The sequence below is a fragment of the Vibrio ostreicida genome (assembly GCF_013074385.2).
GTDB classification, from domain to species: domain Bacteria; phylum Pseudomonadota; class Gammaproteobacteria; order Enterobacterales; family Vibrionaceae; genus Vibrio; species Vibrio ostreicida.
This window is the reverse complement of record NZ_JABEYA020000006.1, coordinates 19,033-35,516: the sequence shown is the minus strand read 5'-3', so window position 1 is coordinate 35,516 and position 16,484 is coordinate 19,033. Positions and strand designations below refer to the sequence as shown.

Below are 16,484 nucleotides of genomic sequence, written 5' to 3'. Positions count from 1 at the left end.
GAGTCTAACATTGGCCTCCATTCGCTAAAAAATGAACCAAATACGCCAAAATCGGGCGAAACCCCACTCTAAAGCAAGGATACCCAGATTTTTGCTGGACTAACCGCCAGAGAATTGAGATATAATCGACGTTATTCCTCCACTTTCCCTGTGAGGATGTCTCTTTAAAGGAATGAACACATGATTTCTAAATGGGCACAACGCTTCTTTCAAATGGCAGAACTGGTCGGCTCTTGGAGCAAAGACCCGTCGACTCAAGTCGGGGCCGTGATTACCCAGCAAAACCGCATCGTCTCTGTCGGTTTTAACGGTTACCCACACGGGATTTCTGACAGCGCAATGACCGACGAAAGAGAGATGAAGTACCTCAAAACGTTACATGCGGAAGAAAATGCCATTCTTTTTGCCAAGCGAGATCTGGACGGCTGCGAAATTTGGGTTACGCACTTTCCCTGCCCCAACTGTGCTGCAAAAATTATCCAAACGGGTATTGCCGCAGTAAACTGCCCAGAGCAAACGGACGATTTCCTTTCTCGCTGGGGTGATAAGATCAAGATTAGCCAAGACATGTTTTTACAAGCTGGCGTCAGCGTTAACTGGTTACCCCTCGAAGAACTCGCCCCCGACGCCTAACACGATCTTGCGCCGGTCTAAGAGGTCCCAAAAACGGATCTCTTAGAGGCGTGTTGACGACTTACCCCTGCCCGGCGTCCAATAATATAATTTTCTCTTCGAATTAAATATTTTGTGAGCCAATATTAGATTTTTAGACGATCGGCTCACCGAATTTCCCCACCATTATCACCCAATTTCACCCTTGAACTGGCCTCTTTGACTTTGGTTGATCTACTTCAAATTTACACCTCACAAAAACAACAATTAATTTGATTTAAATCACAATAAAATTGCAAAAAATATTCTTATATCATTATTTATGATGATTGAGTTATTTTCTTCGAAAAATAAGTAGGTTGAAAATAAAAAGTCAATAACCTTAAGGCCCTGTATTTTCTGCTTTTGATGCTGCTATCAACGGGTTACTGTGCCATTATTTTTACTAGCAGAATAAGCCCTTAACCTTTACAATCCTGCCGCATAAAAATGATAAAAATAAAACACTTTACCCACATCTCTGCACCGCCCCCCTACAGGCTGGGCAGAGTCAGTCCCAAAACGTGAAAGGTCCAAACAAACCATGAGTCCAGAGAAACACCTCCTAGACTGGCAAACCAGCCAAACGATTGCGGAAACCATTTCGCCCCTACTTGGTCAACTTTATCGTGAGAAAGGCGTTGAAATCCTTCTGTTCGGTAAAACTCTGGTCAACGCGGCCACCATCGATATCATCAAGATGCATCGTCTTGCCCGCCGCTACACAGGTACTTCGCTCTCTGCACAGCAAACGTTTCCGTTAATTAAAGCTTTGTCAGAGATGGCCCTATCGCCCTGCCGTATTGACGTCGGTCAATTAGCTCATCAATTCTGGCAAGACCGTGACGATGAGCATGGCGTCAAAGACTTCTTGCACACATCGCTGATGCCTGCGATGAATGGCGAAACCGTGACAGAGCCACGTGATGTTGTCCTTTACGGGTTTGGCCGTATCGGTCGCCTGCTGACTCGGATCCTTGTTGAAAAAAGTGGCCCTGGCTACCCACTACGTCTACGTGCAGTGGTGGTGCGTGGTGGCAAGAAAGGCGACCTTGAAAAGCGTGCCAGCTTATTGCGCCGTGACTCGGTTCACGGCCAGTTCAATGGCAGCATTATTGTGGATGAAGAGCGAAAAGCCATTATCGCCAATGGTAACTATATTCAGTTTATCTACGCCAATAGCGCGCAAGACGTTGATTATAAAAATTTTGGCATCAACAACGCCCTCATCGTCGACAATACTGGCGTGTGGCGTGATACTGAAGGGCTTAGCCAACATATCGCCTGTAACGGTGCTCAAAAAGTGCTGCTCACTGCACCCGGTAAAGGCGACATTAAAAACGTGGTATTTGGCGTCAATGACGATGTCATCCAGCCAGAAGACACCATTATTTCTGCGGCCAGCTGCACCACCAATGCCATCACCCCAGTCCTGAAGGCCGTCAATGATAAATACGGTGTGATTTCAGGCCACATTGAAACGGTTCACTCATTCACCAATGACCAAAACCTTATCGATAATTTTCATTCTGGTGAACGCCGCGGCCGCAGCGCGTCTCTGAATATGGTTCTCACTTCGACTGGCGCCGCCAAAGCGGTAGCAAAAGCGTTACCCGAGCTGGCAGGTAAACTGACGGGTAACGCCATTCGAGTTCCGACTCCGAATGTGTCAATGGCCGTAGCAAACCTCAACCTTGAACACGGTACAGACAAAGAAACGCTCAATGCCTACCTCCGTGAGGTGGCGCTGAAATCGGAACTCTCGGCTCAGATTGACTACACCGAATCAACCGAAGTGGTCTCGACTGATTTGGTCGGTTCACGCTTTGCCGGTGTCGTCGACGGTGCCGCTACGATCGCTCAAGACAATCGCTGCGTGCTTTACATCTGGTACGACAATGAGTTTGGTTACAGCTGTCAGGTGGTCCATTGTATGGAACAGATGATGGGTGTCCGCTACAAAACCTTTCCAATATTATAATGCGGTTAACAACAAACCGCTGGCCTGTGCAGGCTTAAGGCTCCACAACAAACTATAATAATTAGGTTACACGATTGCCGCGTGGGTTATACACGTGGCTTTTTTTATTCATTCATGTTTCATTCATTTGTTTTGTTATAGTCTGAGTACATACAACAGAGGTATTACTTATGAAAAGAATAATTGCGGGCGTTGTTGCCCTGTTTCTTGCTTTCTTCACCCTGATACTCAGTTTGGTTATCGCCATCCCATTGGCCGTTCTCGCGCTCATCGCAGGTAAGAAAATATCGACATCTATTAAGCACAAGAGCAATCCCACCTCCTCTTCAACAGGATCGGTGCTCGAAGGCGAATATGAGGATGTGTCATCACAACCCAGACAGCATGGCTAAATTTCGCCCTCCCCTGTGTATTTTAATCACCCTAGCTTCCGCCGCCTTGTTGGGGTGCTCGGCCCCGTCAGACGATCCGGCCTATGACAAAGCGGAGGCTTTGCCCGATTACCAACAAGGATCATTTTCTGAATACGTTGGTGCCACACGGGCGTGGTTAAAGCAACATCGTCTTTTCCTGACCCACAACCCAGAACAGGAACTGACCGATGTGCTGCCTCGGGAATACCAACCTAGTACTCCCAATGGTCAGGGGGTGCTTTTGGTCCATGGACTGGGCGATACGCCCTACTCCTTTTTTGATGTCGCCACCCATCTCGCTGATCAGGGTTATCTGGTGCGTACTTTACTGCTGCCCGGTCATGCAAGCAAGGTCGGCGATCTTCAGTTAGCCCAGTTAAGCGATTGGCAGAAGGTGGTGGATCACCATATTAATTTGCTCAAACATGACACCGATTCGATCTGGGTCGGCGGGTACTCAACCGGCGCCAATTTGGTCACGGCCGCCGCATGGGCTGATCAAGAGATCAACGGCATTCTTCTGTTTTCACCCGCGTTTGAACCCGGTTCAGGTAAAGTCAGGTTTGCTGAACTGGCCAGCTATTTTGTTACTTGGGCCGATCAGGATCCAGAGGACAACCCTTTACGCTATAACTCACTGCCCATGAACGCGGGCGCGGTGTATTATCAAACCTCCGTTAAGGTCAGGCAAACCTTGAACACCGCTCACTATAATAAACCGGTGTTTATGTTGATGAGCGAGGCAGACCGCGTCATTGATACACAATACGCAATCGAGACGTTTTCTGAAAAAATGCTCAACCCACACAGCCAATTGGTGTGGCAGGGCGAACGCGATCTGAACGAATCTCGTTCGACACGCTTCTCGATGACCTTACCTCAACAACGTATTACCAACGGTTCGCATATGGGGCTGCTCTTCTCTCCTCGCAATCCCAACTATGGTATCCATGGCAGCAATCGGATTTGTTCTAACGGTCAGGGGCCAGAAAACGAAGTTCAGTGTCAACAAGGCAAGGAGGTTTGGTATTCATCATGGGGCTACACCGAGCCAAATAAAGTCTATGCTCGGCTGACTTACAATCCCTATTTTGATCAAACTATGCGTATCTTAGATTCGGTGATGGCCGCACCCCATTAAGCGCGTCTTTTCCTTTTTTTGGTCCGCTTATACATAACTTAAACTTTCCCAAAAACTCATACTATAGAAATGCTATATTTTGGGTTATATTAATCTTAACTTCTTATAGTACAATGGTTTATATTCACTAACGTTGTTCACGACACAGCATTATACCGCAAAGAGATCAACGTTATGGAGTTAGTTTTACCATCACCTGAGTTAGAATCCGCTTTTCTTGTAGTGGCATACTTTGGAATCCGCAAAAGTGGGTATAGACGCTGACAATGTCGCCCTAAAAGAACTTGATCGGGTAAATGCCTATCTTTCAGTTTGGTTCCAAGAAACGGCTTAACGAAGACTGCCATCACCCGCAAATTTACTTCAACGTTTTCTCAGTGTGTACGGCGGCCTAATTACGTTGTATTTTACGTTGTCCAAAACGTAGAACATTATTAGACATCAGAAAAAGAGTGAATACATGAATGAATTTATTAAGGCCTATGAGTTAGCGTTGGCCAGTCAAGATTGGAATGAATTGTCCCCACTTGTCCATGATGATTGTGTTGTCACTTTTTCTGAGGGGACGCACAAAGGTAAAGAGCAAGTTGAAGCTGCGTTTAGAAAGACCTTTGCACTCATCAAAGATGAAACTTATAAAATTAGCCATATTTATTGTGCTATTGAATCGGATTCGGTAGCCGTTTTTTCTTTCAACTTTGATTGGTCCGGGGTGATTGATGGAAAGATCGAATCTGGTGGTGGCAGAGGGACATCCACTATTGTTCGTAGTGACAAGCAGTGGCAGCTTATCTCAGAGCACCTAGGGCCAAATGCTTAACAAACAATTCCAACAGGCCCAAAATACGGAGTTAGGAAACAGCGGTCGATGAAAAACTCAGAGAATATAGAAGAATAACTCGCCTTACCAAGCCACCTTAAACACGCAACGTCCAATACAAATGCCAAGCGTTGCGAATCATTGTTACCTGTTTCGGGTCATATGACACTCGATCTTCAGTGGCCGTTAAAGCTTTCTATACCATCATTGTTATATAGGGCGATTTACCTGACTCCTCAATTCTACTGGCCCTTAGCATCGCAAACAAAATTACCAAAGAAAATTTGTTGATTGCATCAACAAACATTGACACCCTACCGTCCCTTGTGAGAACTTGTTGATACTATCAACATAAATAAGCATTGAGCATAGCATGTCATCAGTAAGAAAAATCCGAAGTGAATTACGTTATCTAGTGCGTGAATTGGGCCTACTCGATAAAAATTGTTTGAATTCAGGTCTGTCACTAACACAAGCTCATATTCTTACCTACCTGCGAAAAAATGGGACAACGCCTTTTTCTGAGTTATGCCGTCAATTAAGCGTTGAAAAAGCATCTCTTAGTAGGACAATTAGCCTGTTAGTTGAAAATAAATACATCAAGGCGATAACAACAAAAAATGATAAGCGCCAGAAACTCTTGTCACTGAGCATCGAAGGTGTGGAAAGACTAAAAGAAGCGGACGCGGCAGCTGATTCTGAATTATCCCAGTTCATTGGTTTGCTCAGTCCAGATGATATTCATAATGTTATTGATGGTCTTAGAGCGCTAAGGTTAAGCGCATTTCGCAAAAATGCATCAATAAATAAAGCGAAGATACAGATCGAAAAACTAAAGCCTATTTACAGCGTTGAAATAGAAAACCTCTTGAGAGATACATTTGCAGGTGAACAAAATATTCCACAACATCTGGTCCCTATTGCTGTCGACGTTCCTCAAAAGTGGTGGATTGCAAGATCTGGAGAGTATGTTTTAGGTGCCGTAGCATGTTGGCAAGAAAACGAATCTTGGCACTGGGGGCGCTTTGTCGTAGATGACAAGTTCCGATCTCTTGGCATTGGAAAAGCATTAGCGCGCCATTCTCTCGCTGAGATACTACAAGAAACTGAGCAAATACAAATAGATGCACGCGATATAACGGTCCAGCTTATTCAAAGCTTGGGTGGTGAAATTATTGGTGATAAAGTTGATTTTTACGGTATTCCTGTAACCCCGATGCGGCTAACGAGAAGCCAACTTCATGATGCGACTCGGGCCAAAGAGTTTCAAATGCCGTCACTACTCTAGGAAAAAGACCGAAATTCCCCTTCAAAGCTTAAAGGGACACATAAAGCTTAAAGCATAAAGGGACAGGCACTTTTATATTATGTTTTTGTATTATCGGTGAACAAAGGCGTATGGGTAGAGACTTAACGTAAGAGCATTTATTCGGCAAATTCCCCTTATGGTGAGGGTTTTTCTACTAAGCTGGAATTATTGATTGCAGTTTATTGAAGGGTTTGTTAATAACCTAACAAACACATAAGAATAAAGGATTGGCAGATGAGTAATGGTCAACGTGATTTAACCTTGCGCTTTTTAGCAGAGCCCGGAGACGTTAATTTTGGTGGTAAGGTCCATGGCGGAGCGGTGATGAAATGGATCGATTTAGCCGCGTATGCCAATGCCGCCGCTTGGAGTGGGCAATACTGTATCACCGCTTATGCCGGAGGCATTCGTTTTGTCGCACCGATTCATGTCGGTAACTTAGTCGAAGTTTGTGCCAAGGTGATTTATACGGGCAAAACCTCGATGCACATCGCCATTGATGTACAGGCGAGTGATCCTAAGCAACTGCAAAACCGTTTAACAACCCACTGCATCGTGATCATGGTCGCGGTGGATGACAAAGGCCAGCCTTCACCAGTCCCTGAATGGGTCCCAGAAACAGAAGAGGATATTCATCTCAAAGAGTCGGCAATACGCCTGATGAATATGCGAAAGCAAATTGGCGAAGAAATGGAAGCGCACGTCAAGTATCTGAAATAGATCTTATTTTTCGCTTCTGGCGCGGCTGGCATTTTTGAGGAAAATCGCCATTAAAAGTGAGTCGCGTCTGCCCGACGATGTTCTGACTTGATTAAACCACGGTGGGGTTAATAGTAGATCACTGCCTTGCAAAAAATACCCGTTGTCATTTTTCTTTCATCTTAATTTGGTTAAATCCGCAATCGATTAAGTCGAACAAGGAAATCAGCGTGAGCGTATGCGAGACAACACTGAGTGAAAGTACATTAACCAACCCCAAAGCGGTCGAGTACCAATGGGTAAGAACGATGTACGTAGAGGGTTATGCGGATAACGACATTAACCGCTATATCCAAACTTGCTTTGGTGGTGATGATACCTTCGCGGATCTCTTTAGGCGCGTGGCGCTTTCACAGGAAAGCATCTATGTCTTACTGCAATATCTCGGCTGTGCCCCCTCGAATCGAGAATTCTAACCCCGAGTGAGACTGAGACAGGGCAACAAATCGTTCGCCCTCACCAAGGCGTGGCCGCTCATCGAGCGAGCCCACGCCCCATAAACAGCACCTACCCTTTTACCCCTCCGGCGGTCAGCCCCCCAACAAGCCAGCGCTGTGCTAAGAGGAACACCAACGTAATAGGTAACGCGGATAACACCGCGGCCGCAGCAAAGTCGCCCCACAAATAATTCTGCGCATACAGGTATTGCTGCATCCCTACAGCCAGTGTGTAACCCTCGACGTCTGAGAGTAGCAACGAAGCGACAGGCACCTCACCGACGACCATAATAAACGACAATATAAAGACCACGGCAAGGATCGGGACAGACAAGGGCAGTAAGATCAACCTAAACGCCTGCCATGGTGTGGCGCCATCCAGGGCGGCCGCTTCTTCTAACGAATTATCGATGCTTTCAAAGTAGCCCTTGATGGTCCACACATGTAAAGCGATGCCCCCAAGGTAAGAGAAGATCAACCCCCCATGGGTATTGAGGCCCAAGAACGGCAGATACTGACCCAACTTATCAAACAAGGCATAAATGGCGACCAACGCCAAAACCGCAGGAAACATCTGAAATACCATCATGGCTTTAAGGAGGGTATTTTTGCCTTTAAATTTCATCCTTGCGAACGCGTAAGCCGATGTGGTCGACAAGGCGACGATCAAAATCGAGCTGATCCCCGCGACTTTGACTGAGTTCCATAACCAAGTTAGTACTGGGAAAGGCGGCGGCGTGACCGAGCCATCGGCATGCGTGACCGATAAGCCAAGGGCAAGCTTCCAATGTTCCAGTGAAGGCTGATCGGGGATGAGGCTGCCCGTCGCAAAGTTTCCTTGGCGAAACGAAATAGCAATAATCATCAATAGTGGAAAGATGATCAGGGCGAGAAACACCCACAAAGCAATGTGGGTTGCCCAAACACGGTATTTTAATGACTTGCCTTGAACCATAGCCATTGTCTTTCTCCTTAATCTTGAGCGATTTTCGTCATGCGAAGATTCAATAAAGCCAATGCCCCAACCAATAGGAAAATCAGGGTGGCGACAGCACTGGCCAAACCAAAGTCTTGTCCTCCGGTTCCTTCGAAGGCGATCCTAAAGGTGTAGTTAACCAGTAAGTCGGTATAACCGGCGGGCTCGGACGTACCAATCATGTTCGGCCCACCTTTGGTGAGGAGTTGAATCAACACAAAGTTATTGAAGTTAAAAGCGAATGCAGCGATCAGCAAGGGTGTCAACGGTTTGATCATCAGTGGCAGCGTGATGTGGCGAAAGTTATCGACAAAATTCGCTCCGTCAATCGCCGAGGCTTCGTAGAGATCCTCTGGAATCGACTTCAGCAGTCCCATACATAAGATCATCATGTAAGGAAAGCCCAACCATGTATTGACAATAATGATCATCAGCTTGGCCAAAAATGGGTCGGAGAACCAAGCAGGGCTGAGGCCAAACAAGTGCTCAAGAACCATATTGACTTCACCAAAACTTTGGTTAAATAACCCTTTAAAAATGAGAATAGAGATAAAGGCAGGCACCGCGTAAGGGAGGATCAATAACACCCGATAAAGCGCACGACCTTTCAGTGCTTCCCACTGGACGACACTCGCCAGCACCAAGCCGATCAGCACACTGAAGCCAACACTCAACGCTGAAAATAGGATGGTCCAAATGAAAATACTAATGAATGGCTCTTTAATACCGTCGTCTTTCCAAACGCGTTCAAAGTTACCCGTGCCAATCGCAACAATGAAACCAGGAGACACGGTCGAGCCGACAAATTCGCCTGTGTCACTGATGGGTTGATAAAAACCCAGCGTGCGATTTGGGCGCAGTCGCTCACCCGTGTCATTATTGTACAGCGTCTCGCCATCCTCTTGCAGGGTGTACAGTGGCACTACCGCAGCAAATTTACGCAAACCACTCATGCGGATCTGCTCACCTGTGGGTAAGCGCAGTTCAACATTGGCGATGGCCGCTTTGTTTTTGATGACCGCGCGAATTTTTTCTTTTTCCCCTGTGATACTGTCCACGGCGGTAAGCATGATCGCCCCTTGGCTTAAGTTCGCAAGATCAAGCACATCCGTTGCCAATTGCTGATCGCCATGGTTAATCACGATACGATGACCTTGGCCGGTCTTGTATAAGGAGAATGGGTAACTGCGCCCACTTTGAAAGGTCCGATCAAGCAAAACAGACTGGGCTCGCTCAAAAGAGAGTTGATTTTTCGCACTGTAGTTGGTGAACGCAAGGCCGATGGTATAAGCCAGCGGGAAGAGGATGAATAATATCATGCCGGCAATACCCGGATAGATATAACGATGTGCGTACGCTTTTTTGCTGCCAAAAATAGACAGTGCTAAAGCGGTGAGGATCAGGGTTAACAGAGCGAAGGCAAATTCGCCTCTGGAATACATGACAATGGTGGCGTAACCATTGATAATACCGACGGAGCCAAGAAGCGCCCATTTAATCAATACATTTTTACTGGAAGGCAAGCTCGTTGTGGGGGATGCCATAACATCGGTACCTTGAACTGACTGCATAAAAGAACCTGCTAGCGATAATACACAAGAAATGAAGGAGAAGTGAGCTTCTCCTTAAAAAAGGTCAAACGTTATTTGGTCATTTGTTTTTCGGCATCCGCGAGCGCCGCATCGACCGACTGACGCCCTTCCACAATATTGATGATCGCATTTTTGGCATTGTTCCAAAAAGCATTCATTTGTGGGATGTTCGGCATAATTTCACCATTCTTTGCGTTGTTCATTGTCGCCGCAATACGGGCATCCGCTTCTAATTCACGCTGGAACGAATTCAACGCCACTGCCCCTAAAGGTTTGTCATTGTTGATGGTGCGCAAACCTTCATTTGTCAGCAGGTAGTTTTCGATAAACTCAACCGCCAGATCCTTATTTAGCGATGCGGTACTGATGCCCGCAGTCAACACACCCACAAATGGCTTGGAGGATTGGCCATTAAAACGCGGTAAGGTGGTGACACCATAGTTAATGCCTGACTTTTCAATGTTGCCCCACGCCCAAGGTCCGTTAATCGTCATCGCAGTTTTGCCCTGATTAAATGAGGATTCAGACACCGAATAGTCCATATCCGATGCGATCACACCTTTGTCGACCAGTGATTTAACGAAATTCATGGCACTTTTTACACCATCATTAGCGATACCAGCATCTTTAACATCATAACCTTGTGTACCATATTTAAACGCATACCCACCATCTGCGGCCATAAGTGGCCAGGTGAAATAAGGCTCTTTGAGGTTCCACATGATGGCCGACTTGCCCTCTTTCTTGAGCGTTGCGTTCAGTGCTTCGACCTCTTTCCAACTTGTTGGTGGGGTCACGACTAGATCTTTGTTATAAATCAGAGACAGCGATTCTATCGCCACTGGGTAACCAATGATCTTCCCTTTGTGCTTGACCGCTTCCCATGCGAAGTCAACTACCCCTTTTTTAAACGCCTCAGAAGGCGTAACCTCTGAGAGTAAGCCCGCTTCGGCGTAGCCACCAAAACGGTCATGGGCCCAAAACACGATATCGGGGCCATCGCCCGCGGCAGCGGTCTGAGGAAATTTATCCTGAAGGGAGTCGGGGTGGGCCACCGTCACTTTGATGCCTGTGTCTTGTTCAAATTGCTTTCCGACTTCCGCCAATCCGTTATACCCTTTATCACCGTTAATCCAAAGGGTCAGCTGGCCTTCTTCAATCGCCGCTTGTGCGCTGAATGAGCCAAGCGCCACCAACGTGCTTAAGGCAGCTGTGCTTAAGGCATTTTTCATGTTTACGTCCTTATTATAATGGGATAGTAGGGCAACCCAAGCTTAGGTTTCACCGATTTTCACCCTACATTTTTAGCCAAACTGTCAATTAGCTCATCATCCTATTCCCTACGCCCTGTGTATTATGACGTATTTTCGTGATCGTCATCAGGCGTAAAAAGCGATTAAATTCACAAAAATACCTTCAAATGTGAGCTATTTCACCCACACAGTGACTATTTCTTTGATATTCGCCACCCCCTAAATCGAGAGGGTATACCTCCCTACTCCCTCCCTACTCCCCCCGCAAAAAAATCGCTCGGGAGGAGGCTGGAACACGATTAAAAAGCGACACTGGCACTATCCAAGTAGGGATGGTAAGACCCCTTTCCGCGCGCTAATGTCGATGTGCCATGACGTCGCGCCGGTTTACACGCCGTAAGGCTCGCTGTTTTGAAGCGCTTATTGTTCGGTTTACGGCACTCACGGCGACGTAAAACCAACATAAGAAGACTTTATTCGGGGGCAGCAAGCCGGTTGTTGGCTTTGACGGGTGACATGAATGCCTCATTCACCCGCTTTTCTTATCCATCGAATCACCTTAACGAAGGCCTACGCTGACTGCCGACAAGAAAATCCATATAATGACGCGCAGTTGCAGCAAAATATCGATCGAGGACAAGCGAGATGGCGAGTGTCACGTTAAAAAATATATGTAAAGCTTACGGGGACGTTTTGATTTCAAAAAACGTCAATCTGGATATTCAGGAAGGCGAATTTGTCGTATTCGTCGGCCCCTCTGGTTGCGGAAAATCAACGCTGTTACGCTGTATTGCCGGTCTTGAGGACATTACCTCCGGCGAACTTTACATTGGCGATCAACGCATGAATGATGTTGAGCCGTCGAAACGCGGTGTCGGAATGGTGTTTCAGTCTTACGCTCTTTACCCTCATCTCAACCTCTTCGATAACATGTCATTTGGCCTCAAACTGGCCAAAGCGAACAAAGAAGAAATCAACCAGCGTGTGGAACACGCTGCGGATATACTTCAATTGAGCCACCTGCTTGACCGCCAGCCGAAAGCGCTCTCTGGCGGTCAACGCCAACGAGTGGCCATCGGTCGTACTCTGGTCTCACAGCCCAATGTGTTTCTACTTGATGAACCCCTGTCTAATCTCGATGCCGCCCTGCGTGTTCAAATGCGCGCAGAAATGACCAAACTTCAGCGTAAATTGGGCTGTACCATGATTTACGTCACTCACGATCAGGTCGAAGCCATGACGATGGCCGATAAAATCGTTGTGCTCGATGGCGGATCGGTGGCTCAAGTTGGCCAACCTCTTGAACTCTACCATTACCCTGAAAATCGTTTTGTGGCGGGCTTTATCGGATCACCCAAAATGAACTTTATGAGCGTCTTTATTGAAGCCGTTGAAGATGAACGTGTAATGGTGCAATTGGCCAGCGGCACAACGTTTTGGATCCCAGTGGATGGGTCGACCGTCGAACGTGGCGAACGGATGTCGCTGGGGATCCGCCCTGAACATTTGCTGCCCGCCTCCGAGGGCGCTGCATCCATCGAAGGTAAGATCCATATCGTTGAAAAACTCGGCTATGAAACCCAGATCTACCTGCATATTGAGGCCGCCGATGCTGATATGATTTATCGCCAGCCAGATACCTTGATGGTCGAGCCCGGTGATACTTGGCACGTCGGCATCCCCGCCGAGCGTTGCCACCTATTCCACAGTGATGGTCGCGCTTGTCGTCGTCTTTACCGTGAATCGGGCGTTGATGGCGAGGCTTAAGAGAGACAAACACGTTGATACGAAAAATGCGCACTCTTCTTAATATTCAAAACACTTGAGGAACAGAAAGATCACACAAAACTCAGTAAGAATTGAGAGAAGATAGGTAAGATGAGGCACAGCTGTGCAAGTTTAGTTTTCGAAGCTCTATGGGTATAAATGGTCACAAAGGCGACGGCCCAAATTGCTGCCGCTGCATAGCCTAGATAATCACCGACCTCATTGTAATGCTGAAACTTAGCGAGAGCGTCTAACAAAGCCGCGTCAGGCAAGGCGTTCAATTTGCTTATCTCAGTATGAGTTCGATAAGCATAATATTTCGACGAGCAGATTAATATCAGCTGAATCGTTAATGCCGTCATTGAGAATATATTCATAATGCCATTACGTTTACTGCCACATTGAAGGGCGGGCAATGCGACCACGATACTAAACCACTGCGCCACAAACCCAACGCGCAGACGAAAATACCACGTGTTGGCAATCCGCTTCAATGTTTTTGGTTTAACCTATCAATCTATGGGTGTAAACTGATATAAAATCAAACCAGCCTCATTGAGAGTAAACACCCACTTCCCACTTTCGTTTGTGAAACTAAACTGATTTGCCTTGCCTGTTTTCTCAACTTTTTCCAGAAATTCATTGATTTCAGATCCTTCTATAATGAAGCGTCCTTCCGAACGATTAATGTCCAGATTGTTAGTGACTTCAATGCTCTCCGTTGAACGAGGCAAAATATCAGGCAGCCAGCCTTTTTCAAACAAACGCTCTTTTTGCGCGTCGGCATAAGTCGCATACCGAGTCGTCACGTCGTCAGAACACCCTAAAACGAGTAATATCAATAGCATTGAAATTGCGGCTTTCATCTGCACTCCATATGGTTAATCTAATGCCCCACTGAGTTACTGGTCAACGCAGTGAACAGCTAAAAACAAGACGCAGGCGATGAGAGTGGCCAATGTGTATAAAACGTGCCGGTTCCTGTTGTAACAATGTATTCTTTCTCACCCCATACAGAAACACCCAAAGTTATTCGCTTTGGGCGTTTCTTCTAACAAACTTGGTGACGACACTGCGATCTTTAAAGCGTCATATGCAGAACCGGAAAAGGTTTTCCCATATCATCAAGGGGTGAACGTGAAACGACGTTAAAATCCATATGCTCGTAAAAACCAACCGCTTGTGGATTTTGTTCATTGACGTCTACTTTGGTCGCCCCTAGCTGCTTAATGGCGTATTGCAGTAGCATTTTACCAACACCTTTCCCTCTCGCTTCATTTAAGACAAACAGCATTTCAACCTTTGAATCATGGACACCCACAAAACCTAGAATCGAACCACTTTGATTTTTAACACATCTCAATGTGACCGTAGGGAAAGCCTGCTCAAGGATGATGGGTTTAAAAAAACCAATGTCTTCTTCAGTTATGAAGTCATGAGTGGCTCGAACTGAATTTTCCCAAACATTAAGTATTTCTGCGTAATTTTCAGGAAGTACATCTTCTACAATCATTGTATTTTCTCTATCATTGACTGCAATTTATGTGCAGAAGCGAGCAAGCATTATGGCAAACATCGTATTTATTGCAACCAGCCTCGACGGTTACATTGCCGATAAACAAGGCAAACTAGACTGGCTGCACTCGGTGCCCAACCCTGACAATATCGATACTGGTTTTCGCGCGTTGATGGCGCGAATTGACGGTTTAGTGATGGGGCGCAAGACCCTAGACACAGTACTGAGTTTTGACGGCGATTGGCCTTACACAAAACCCGTATTCGTGTTGAGCAACACCATGACGAAAGTACCACAAGGCTATGAAGAAAAAGTATTTTTGGCCAAAGGTGACTTGAAAGACATTTTCGCCGAGTTGAATGCTAAGGGATTGAATGATCTCTACATCGACGGTGGCGTCACAATTCAACATTGTCTCAAAGAAGACCTGATTGATGAAATGGTGATCACTCGCTTCCCGATTGTACTTGGCGGCGGCGCCCCTTTGTTTGGTGAACTAAAGCAACCATTGAATTTCAAAATGACCCAAAATGAACGGGTATTAGAGAATTTGGTTCAAACCACGTATGTGAGAGAGAAATAATCTCGATTTCTGTCGCGATAAACGCCCTTCGTGAAGAAGTGAAGGGCATTCTCTGGTTTTGAAAAAGGGCGCGGAGCCAAATCACTCTTCTTCCCAGCTCTAAGCTCAGCGGCTGTCTTTTATTGGTTAGCCGTGATCGACCTTACGCGTTCGACACTTTCTGGTGGCCTTTTTCCAGATGAACAAAGTCAACTAAGTCATCACCGGAAACTTGATAAGCCTGACCAAAGCCTTTCACAAACAGTCCATTGTCGGGTTTAAGGTTGAATAAGACAAAGTCTTGTAACTGGCTGAGCCCATCAATGATCTCACCGAATCGGTCTTTCATCTGGCCAATCACTTGCTGCCATTGCTCAGAATCACGCGCCACCACGTTGGCCACCGCATCGAATGTTAAACGTTTGCGAGCGTACAGCTCTTTGGCTCCGGTCTCATCTTCAATCATCATGATCGAGGTATTCGGGTTGACTTGCAAATTACGTGCGTGACGAGCAATTTCAGAAATCAATACAAAGTAACCTTGTTGATTTTGCACGAACGGCGCATAGCTTACGTTCGGCTGCCCATCTTCACCCACGGTCGCGAGTTGAAGTGTACGGCGCTCCTGACGAAATTCTTGTATTTCTGGCCCAAGGCGACCTTGGAGTCGCTCTTGCTTCACTTGTTGTTCCATTTTGAACTCCTGAAGTAATCGTATTACTTCTCATTAAACATAATGTGGTTGCGCTGGCCCACCTTAGGTCACCAGAGCGCAAATTTAGGCACGCAGCTCGCGTTGCCACTGCTGAAAACTCTCTACTTGGTCAGACAACAATTCTCGCTTTTCATTGCGTCCCAAATAAATCTTGAAGATGTTATTGCCCTGTTCACAGAAAAAGCCGAAATAGTGACTTTCACGTCCCATAAATGGCTTGCTGACTAAAGCGATATTCTTGACCCGTTCCAAATTCAGATGGCCATGCATTTCGCCTTCTTTGCCCATCAGGTTGTAGTATCCACGTGCAAGTTTACCCTTTGGAAAGGGGGCTTTGACTTCAAATATGGATCCAAAAGAATGGACGATGGTCGTTACTGGACCGAAATCAACCAGATTTTCTAAAATCGACTGCGCTTGCTCACCCGGAGCCAAAGCGACCATCGGGTCGGGCAACGCCGCCACCGCTTCAAATTCGGAAATCGCGAGGCGCTCGGCGATCGCCGCCGCTAAAAGAGTCGGTTCTTGCTCAATCAGCTGAGCCACCTGCTGTTTCAATGCTTGCATATTCGTTCCATTTCATCGCGTCGTC

18 protein-coding genes are annotated in these 16,484 nt (G+C 46.5%); 10 read left to right on the top strand and 8 right to left on the bottom strand.

Annotated features, from left to right (window positions below):
- The first annotated feature begins 180 nt into the window (after window positions 1-180).
- The 8 genes from HLM86_RS10420 to HLM86_RS10385 all read left to right on the top strand — a co-directional run bounded on the left by HLM86_RS10420 (window position 181) and on the right by HLM86_RS10385 (window position 7,490).
- Window positions 181-633: a dCMP deaminase family protein gene (locus HLM86_RS10420; protein ID WP_076589179.1), complete on the top strand. Its 453-nt coding sequence runs from the start codon at window positions 181-183 to the stop codon at window positions 631-633.
- A gap of 562 nt (window positions 634-1,195) precedes the next feature.
- The gene (locus HLM86_RS10415; RefSeq protein WP_170882772.1) at window positions 1,196-2,632 is read left to right on the top strand and encodes a glyceraldehyde-3-phosphate dehydrogenase; all 1,437 of its coding nucleotides are present in this window, start codon (window positions 1,196-1,198) and stop codon (window positions 2,630-2,632) included.
- 170 nt (window positions 2,633-2,802) lie between these two features.
- Window positions 2,803-3,024, top strand: coding sequence for a hypothetical protein (locus tag HLM86_RS10410; RefSeq protein ID WP_170882771.1), 222 nt, complete (start codon window positions 2,803-2,805; stop codon window positions 3,022-3,024).
- On the top strand, window positions 3,017-4,186 hold the full coding sequence (locus HLM86_RS10405) for an alpha/beta hydrolase (protein ID WP_170882860.1): 1,170 nt from the start codon (window positions 3,017-3,019) through the stop codon (window positions 4,184-4,186). The genes HLM86_RS10410 and HLM86_RS10405 overlap by 8 nt, the downstream gene beginning before the upstream one ends.
- A gap of 460 nt (window positions 4,187-4,646) precedes the next feature.
- Window positions 4,647-5,006 (top strand): nuclear transport factor 2 family protein, encoded by a 360-nt coding sequence (locus HLM86_RS10400; RefSeq protein WP_076589183.1) that lies wholly within the window; start codon window positions 4,647-4,649, stop codon window positions 5,004-5,006.
- A gap of 373 nt (window positions 5,007-5,379) precedes the next feature.
- On the top strand, window positions 5,380-6,294 hold the full coding sequence (locus HLM86_RS10395) for a GNAT family N-acetyltransferase (protein ID WP_076589184.1): 915 nt from the start codon (window positions 5,380-5,382) through the stop codon (window positions 6,292-6,294).
- Between the two features lie 255 nt (window positions 6,295-6,549).
- Window positions 6,550-7,035, top strand: a complete 486-nt coding sequence (locus tag HLM86_RS10390) for an acyl-CoA thioesterase (RefSeq protein WP_076589185.1) — start codon at window positions 6,550-6,552, stop codon at window positions 7,033-7,035.
- 209 nt (window positions 7,036-7,244) lie between these two features.
- Entirely contained in the window at window positions 7,245-7,490 is a 246-nt protein-coding gene (locus HLM86_RS10385; RefSeq protein WP_076589186.1) for a hypothetical protein, read from the top strand.
- A gap of 91 nt (window positions 7,491-7,581) precedes the next feature.
- Here the strand turns inward: HLM86_RS10385 and malG are convergent, their stop codons facing one another.
- The 3 genes from malG to malE all read right to left on the bottom strand — a co-directional run bounded on the left by malG (window position 7,582) and on the right by malE (window position 11,311).
- Entirely contained in the window at window positions 7,582-8,472 is an 891-nt protein-coding gene (gene malG, locus HLM86_RS10380; protein ID WP_076589187.1) for a maltose ABC transporter permease MalG, read from the bottom strand.
- 11 nt (window positions 8,473-8,483) lie between these two features.
- Window positions 8,484-10,058 carry a maltose ABC transporter permease MalF gene (malF, locus tag HLM86_RS10375; protein ID WP_170882770.1) on the bottom strand — a complete coding sequence of 525 codons (1,575 nt, stop codon included), beginning with the start codon at window positions 10,056-10,058 and terminating at the stop codon, window positions 8,484-8,486.
- 71 nt (window positions 10,059-10,129) lie between these two features.
- Complete coding sequence (gene malE / locus HLM86_RS10370) at window positions 10,130-11,311, bottom strand: maltose/maltodextrin ABC transporter substrate-binding protein MalE (RefSeq protein WP_170882769.1); 1,182 nt, start codon at window positions 11,309-11,311, stop codon at window positions 10,130-10,132.
- Between the two features lie 666 nt (window positions 11,312-11,977).
- On the opposite strand from malE, the gene malK reads away from it, so the two are divergent.
- Window positions 11,978-13,099 carry a maltose/maltodextrin ABC transporter ATP-binding protein MalK gene (gene malK / locus HLM86_RS10365; RefSeq protein ID WP_076589190.1) on the top strand — a complete coding sequence of 374 codons (1,122 nt, stop codon included), beginning with the start codon at window positions 11,978-11,980 and terminating at the stop codon, window positions 13,097-13,099.
- A gap of 71 nt (window positions 13,100-13,170) precedes the next feature.
- On the opposite strand, the gene HLM86_RS10360 is transcribed toward malK, so the two are convergent.
- The 3 genes from HLM86_RS10360 to HLM86_RS10350 all read right to left on the bottom strand — a co-directional run bounded on the left by HLM86_RS10360 (window position 13,171) and on the right by HLM86_RS10350 (window position 14,612).
- Window positions 13,171-13,545: a hypothetical protein gene (locus tag HLM86_RS10360; RefSeq protein WP_170882768.1), complete on the bottom strand. Its 375-nt coding sequence runs from the start codon at window positions 13,543-13,545 to the stop codon at window positions 13,171-13,173.
- A gap of 66 nt (window positions 13,546-13,611) precedes the next feature.
- Window positions 13,612-13,965, bottom strand: a complete 354-nt coding sequence (locus tag HLM86_RS10355; RefSeq protein ID WP_076589192.1) for a YbbD-related protein — start codon at window positions 13,963-13,965, stop codon at window positions 13,612-13,614.
- A gap of 215 nt (window positions 13,966-14,180) precedes the next feature.
- Window positions 14,181-14,612, bottom strand: a complete 432-nt coding sequence (locus tag HLM86_RS10350) for a GNAT family N-acetyltransferase (RefSeq protein WP_170882767.1) — start codon at window positions 14,610-14,612, stop codon at window positions 14,181-14,183.
- A gap of 52 nt (window positions 14,613-14,664) precedes the next feature.
- Here HLM86_RS10350 and HLM86_RS10345 point away from each other — a divergent pair, with 52 nt between their 5' ends.
- Entirely contained in the window at window positions 14,665-15,198 is a 534-nt protein-coding gene (locus tag HLM86_RS10345) for a dihydrofolate reductase family protein (protein ID WP_170882766.1), read from the top strand.
- 142 nt (window positions 15,199-15,340) lie between these two features.
- Here HLM86_RS10345 and hutZ read toward each other — a convergent pair whose 3' ends face one another.
- Window positions 15,341-15,871 (bottom strand): heme utilization protein HutZ, encoded by a 531-nt coding sequence (hutZ, locus tag HLM86_RS10340; RefSeq protein ID WP_076589195.1) that lies wholly within the window; start codon window positions 15,869-15,871, stop codon window positions 15,341-15,343.
- An 84-nt stretch (window positions 15,872-15,955) separates the two neighbouring features.
- Window positions 15,956-16,459 carry a heme utilization cystosolic carrier protein HutX gene (gene hutX, locus HLM86_RS10335; RefSeq protein ID WP_076589196.1) on the bottom strand — a complete coding sequence of 168 codons (504 nt, stop codon included), beginning with the start codon at window positions 16,457-16,459 and terminating at the stop codon, window positions 15,956-15,958.
- Between the last annotated feature and the right edge of the window lie 25 nt (window positions 16,460-16,484).

Coding starts and splice junctions, on each gene's coding strand:
- HLM86_RS10420 (WP_076589179.1), top strand. CDS start 181: ATGATTTCTAAATGGGCACAACGCTTCTTTCAAATGGCAGAACTGGTC.
- HLM86_RS10415 (WP_170882772.1), top strand. CDS start 1,196: ATGAGTCCAGAGAAACACCTCCTAGACTGGCAAACCAGCCAAACGATT.
- HLM86_RS10410 (WP_170882771.1), top strand. CDS start 2,803: ATGAAAAGAATAATTGCGGGCGTTGTTGCCCTGTTTCTTGCTTTCTTC.
- HLM86_RS10405 (WP_170882860.1), top strand. CDS start 3,017: ATGGCTAAATTTCGCCCTCCCCTGTGTATTTTAATCACCCTAGCTTCC.
- HLM86_RS10400 (WP_076589183.1), top strand. CDS start 4,647: ATGAATGAATTTATTAAGGCCTATGAGTTAGCGTTGGCCAGTCAAGAT.
- HLM86_RS10395 (WP_076589184.1), top strand. CDS start 5,380: ATGTCATCAGTAAGAAAAATCCGAAGTGAATTACGTTATCTAGTGCGT.
- HLM86_RS10390 (WP_076589185.1), top strand. CDS start 6,550: ATGAGTAATGGTCAACGTGATTTAACCTTGCGCTTTTTAGCAGAGCCC.
- malG (WP_076589187.1), bottom strand. CDS start 8,472: ATGGCTATGGTTCAAGGCAAGTCATTAAAATACCGTGTTTGGGCAACC.
- malF (WP_170882770.1), bottom strand. CDS start 10,058: ATGCAGTCAGTTCAAGGTACCGATGTTATGGCATCCCCCACAACGAGC.
- malE (WP_170882769.1), bottom strand. CDS start 11,311: ATGAAAAATGCCTTAAGCACAGCTGCCTTAAGCACGTTGGTGGCGCTT.
- malK (WP_076589190.1), top strand. CDS start 11,978: ATGGCGAGTGTCACGTTAAAAAATATATGTAAAGCTTACGGGGACGTT.
- HLM86_RS10355 (WP_076589192.1), bottom strand. CDS start 13,965: ATGAAAGCCGCAATTTCAATGCTATTGATATTACTCGTTTTAGGGTGT.
- HLM86_RS10350 (WP_170882767.1), bottom strand. CDS start 14,612: ATGATTGTAGAAGATGTACTTCCTGAAAATTACGCAGAAATACTTAAT.
- HLM86_RS10345 (WP_170882766.1), top strand. CDS start 14,665: ATGGCAAACATCGTATTTATTGCAACCAGCCTCGACGGTTACATTGCC.
- hutZ (WP_076589195.1), bottom strand. CDS start 15,871: ATGGAACAACAAGTGAAGCAAGAGCGACTCCAAGGTCGCCTTGGGCCA.
- hutX (WP_076589196.1), bottom strand. CDS start 16,459: ATGCAAGCATTGAAACAGCAGGTGGCTCAGCTGATTGAGCAAGAACCG.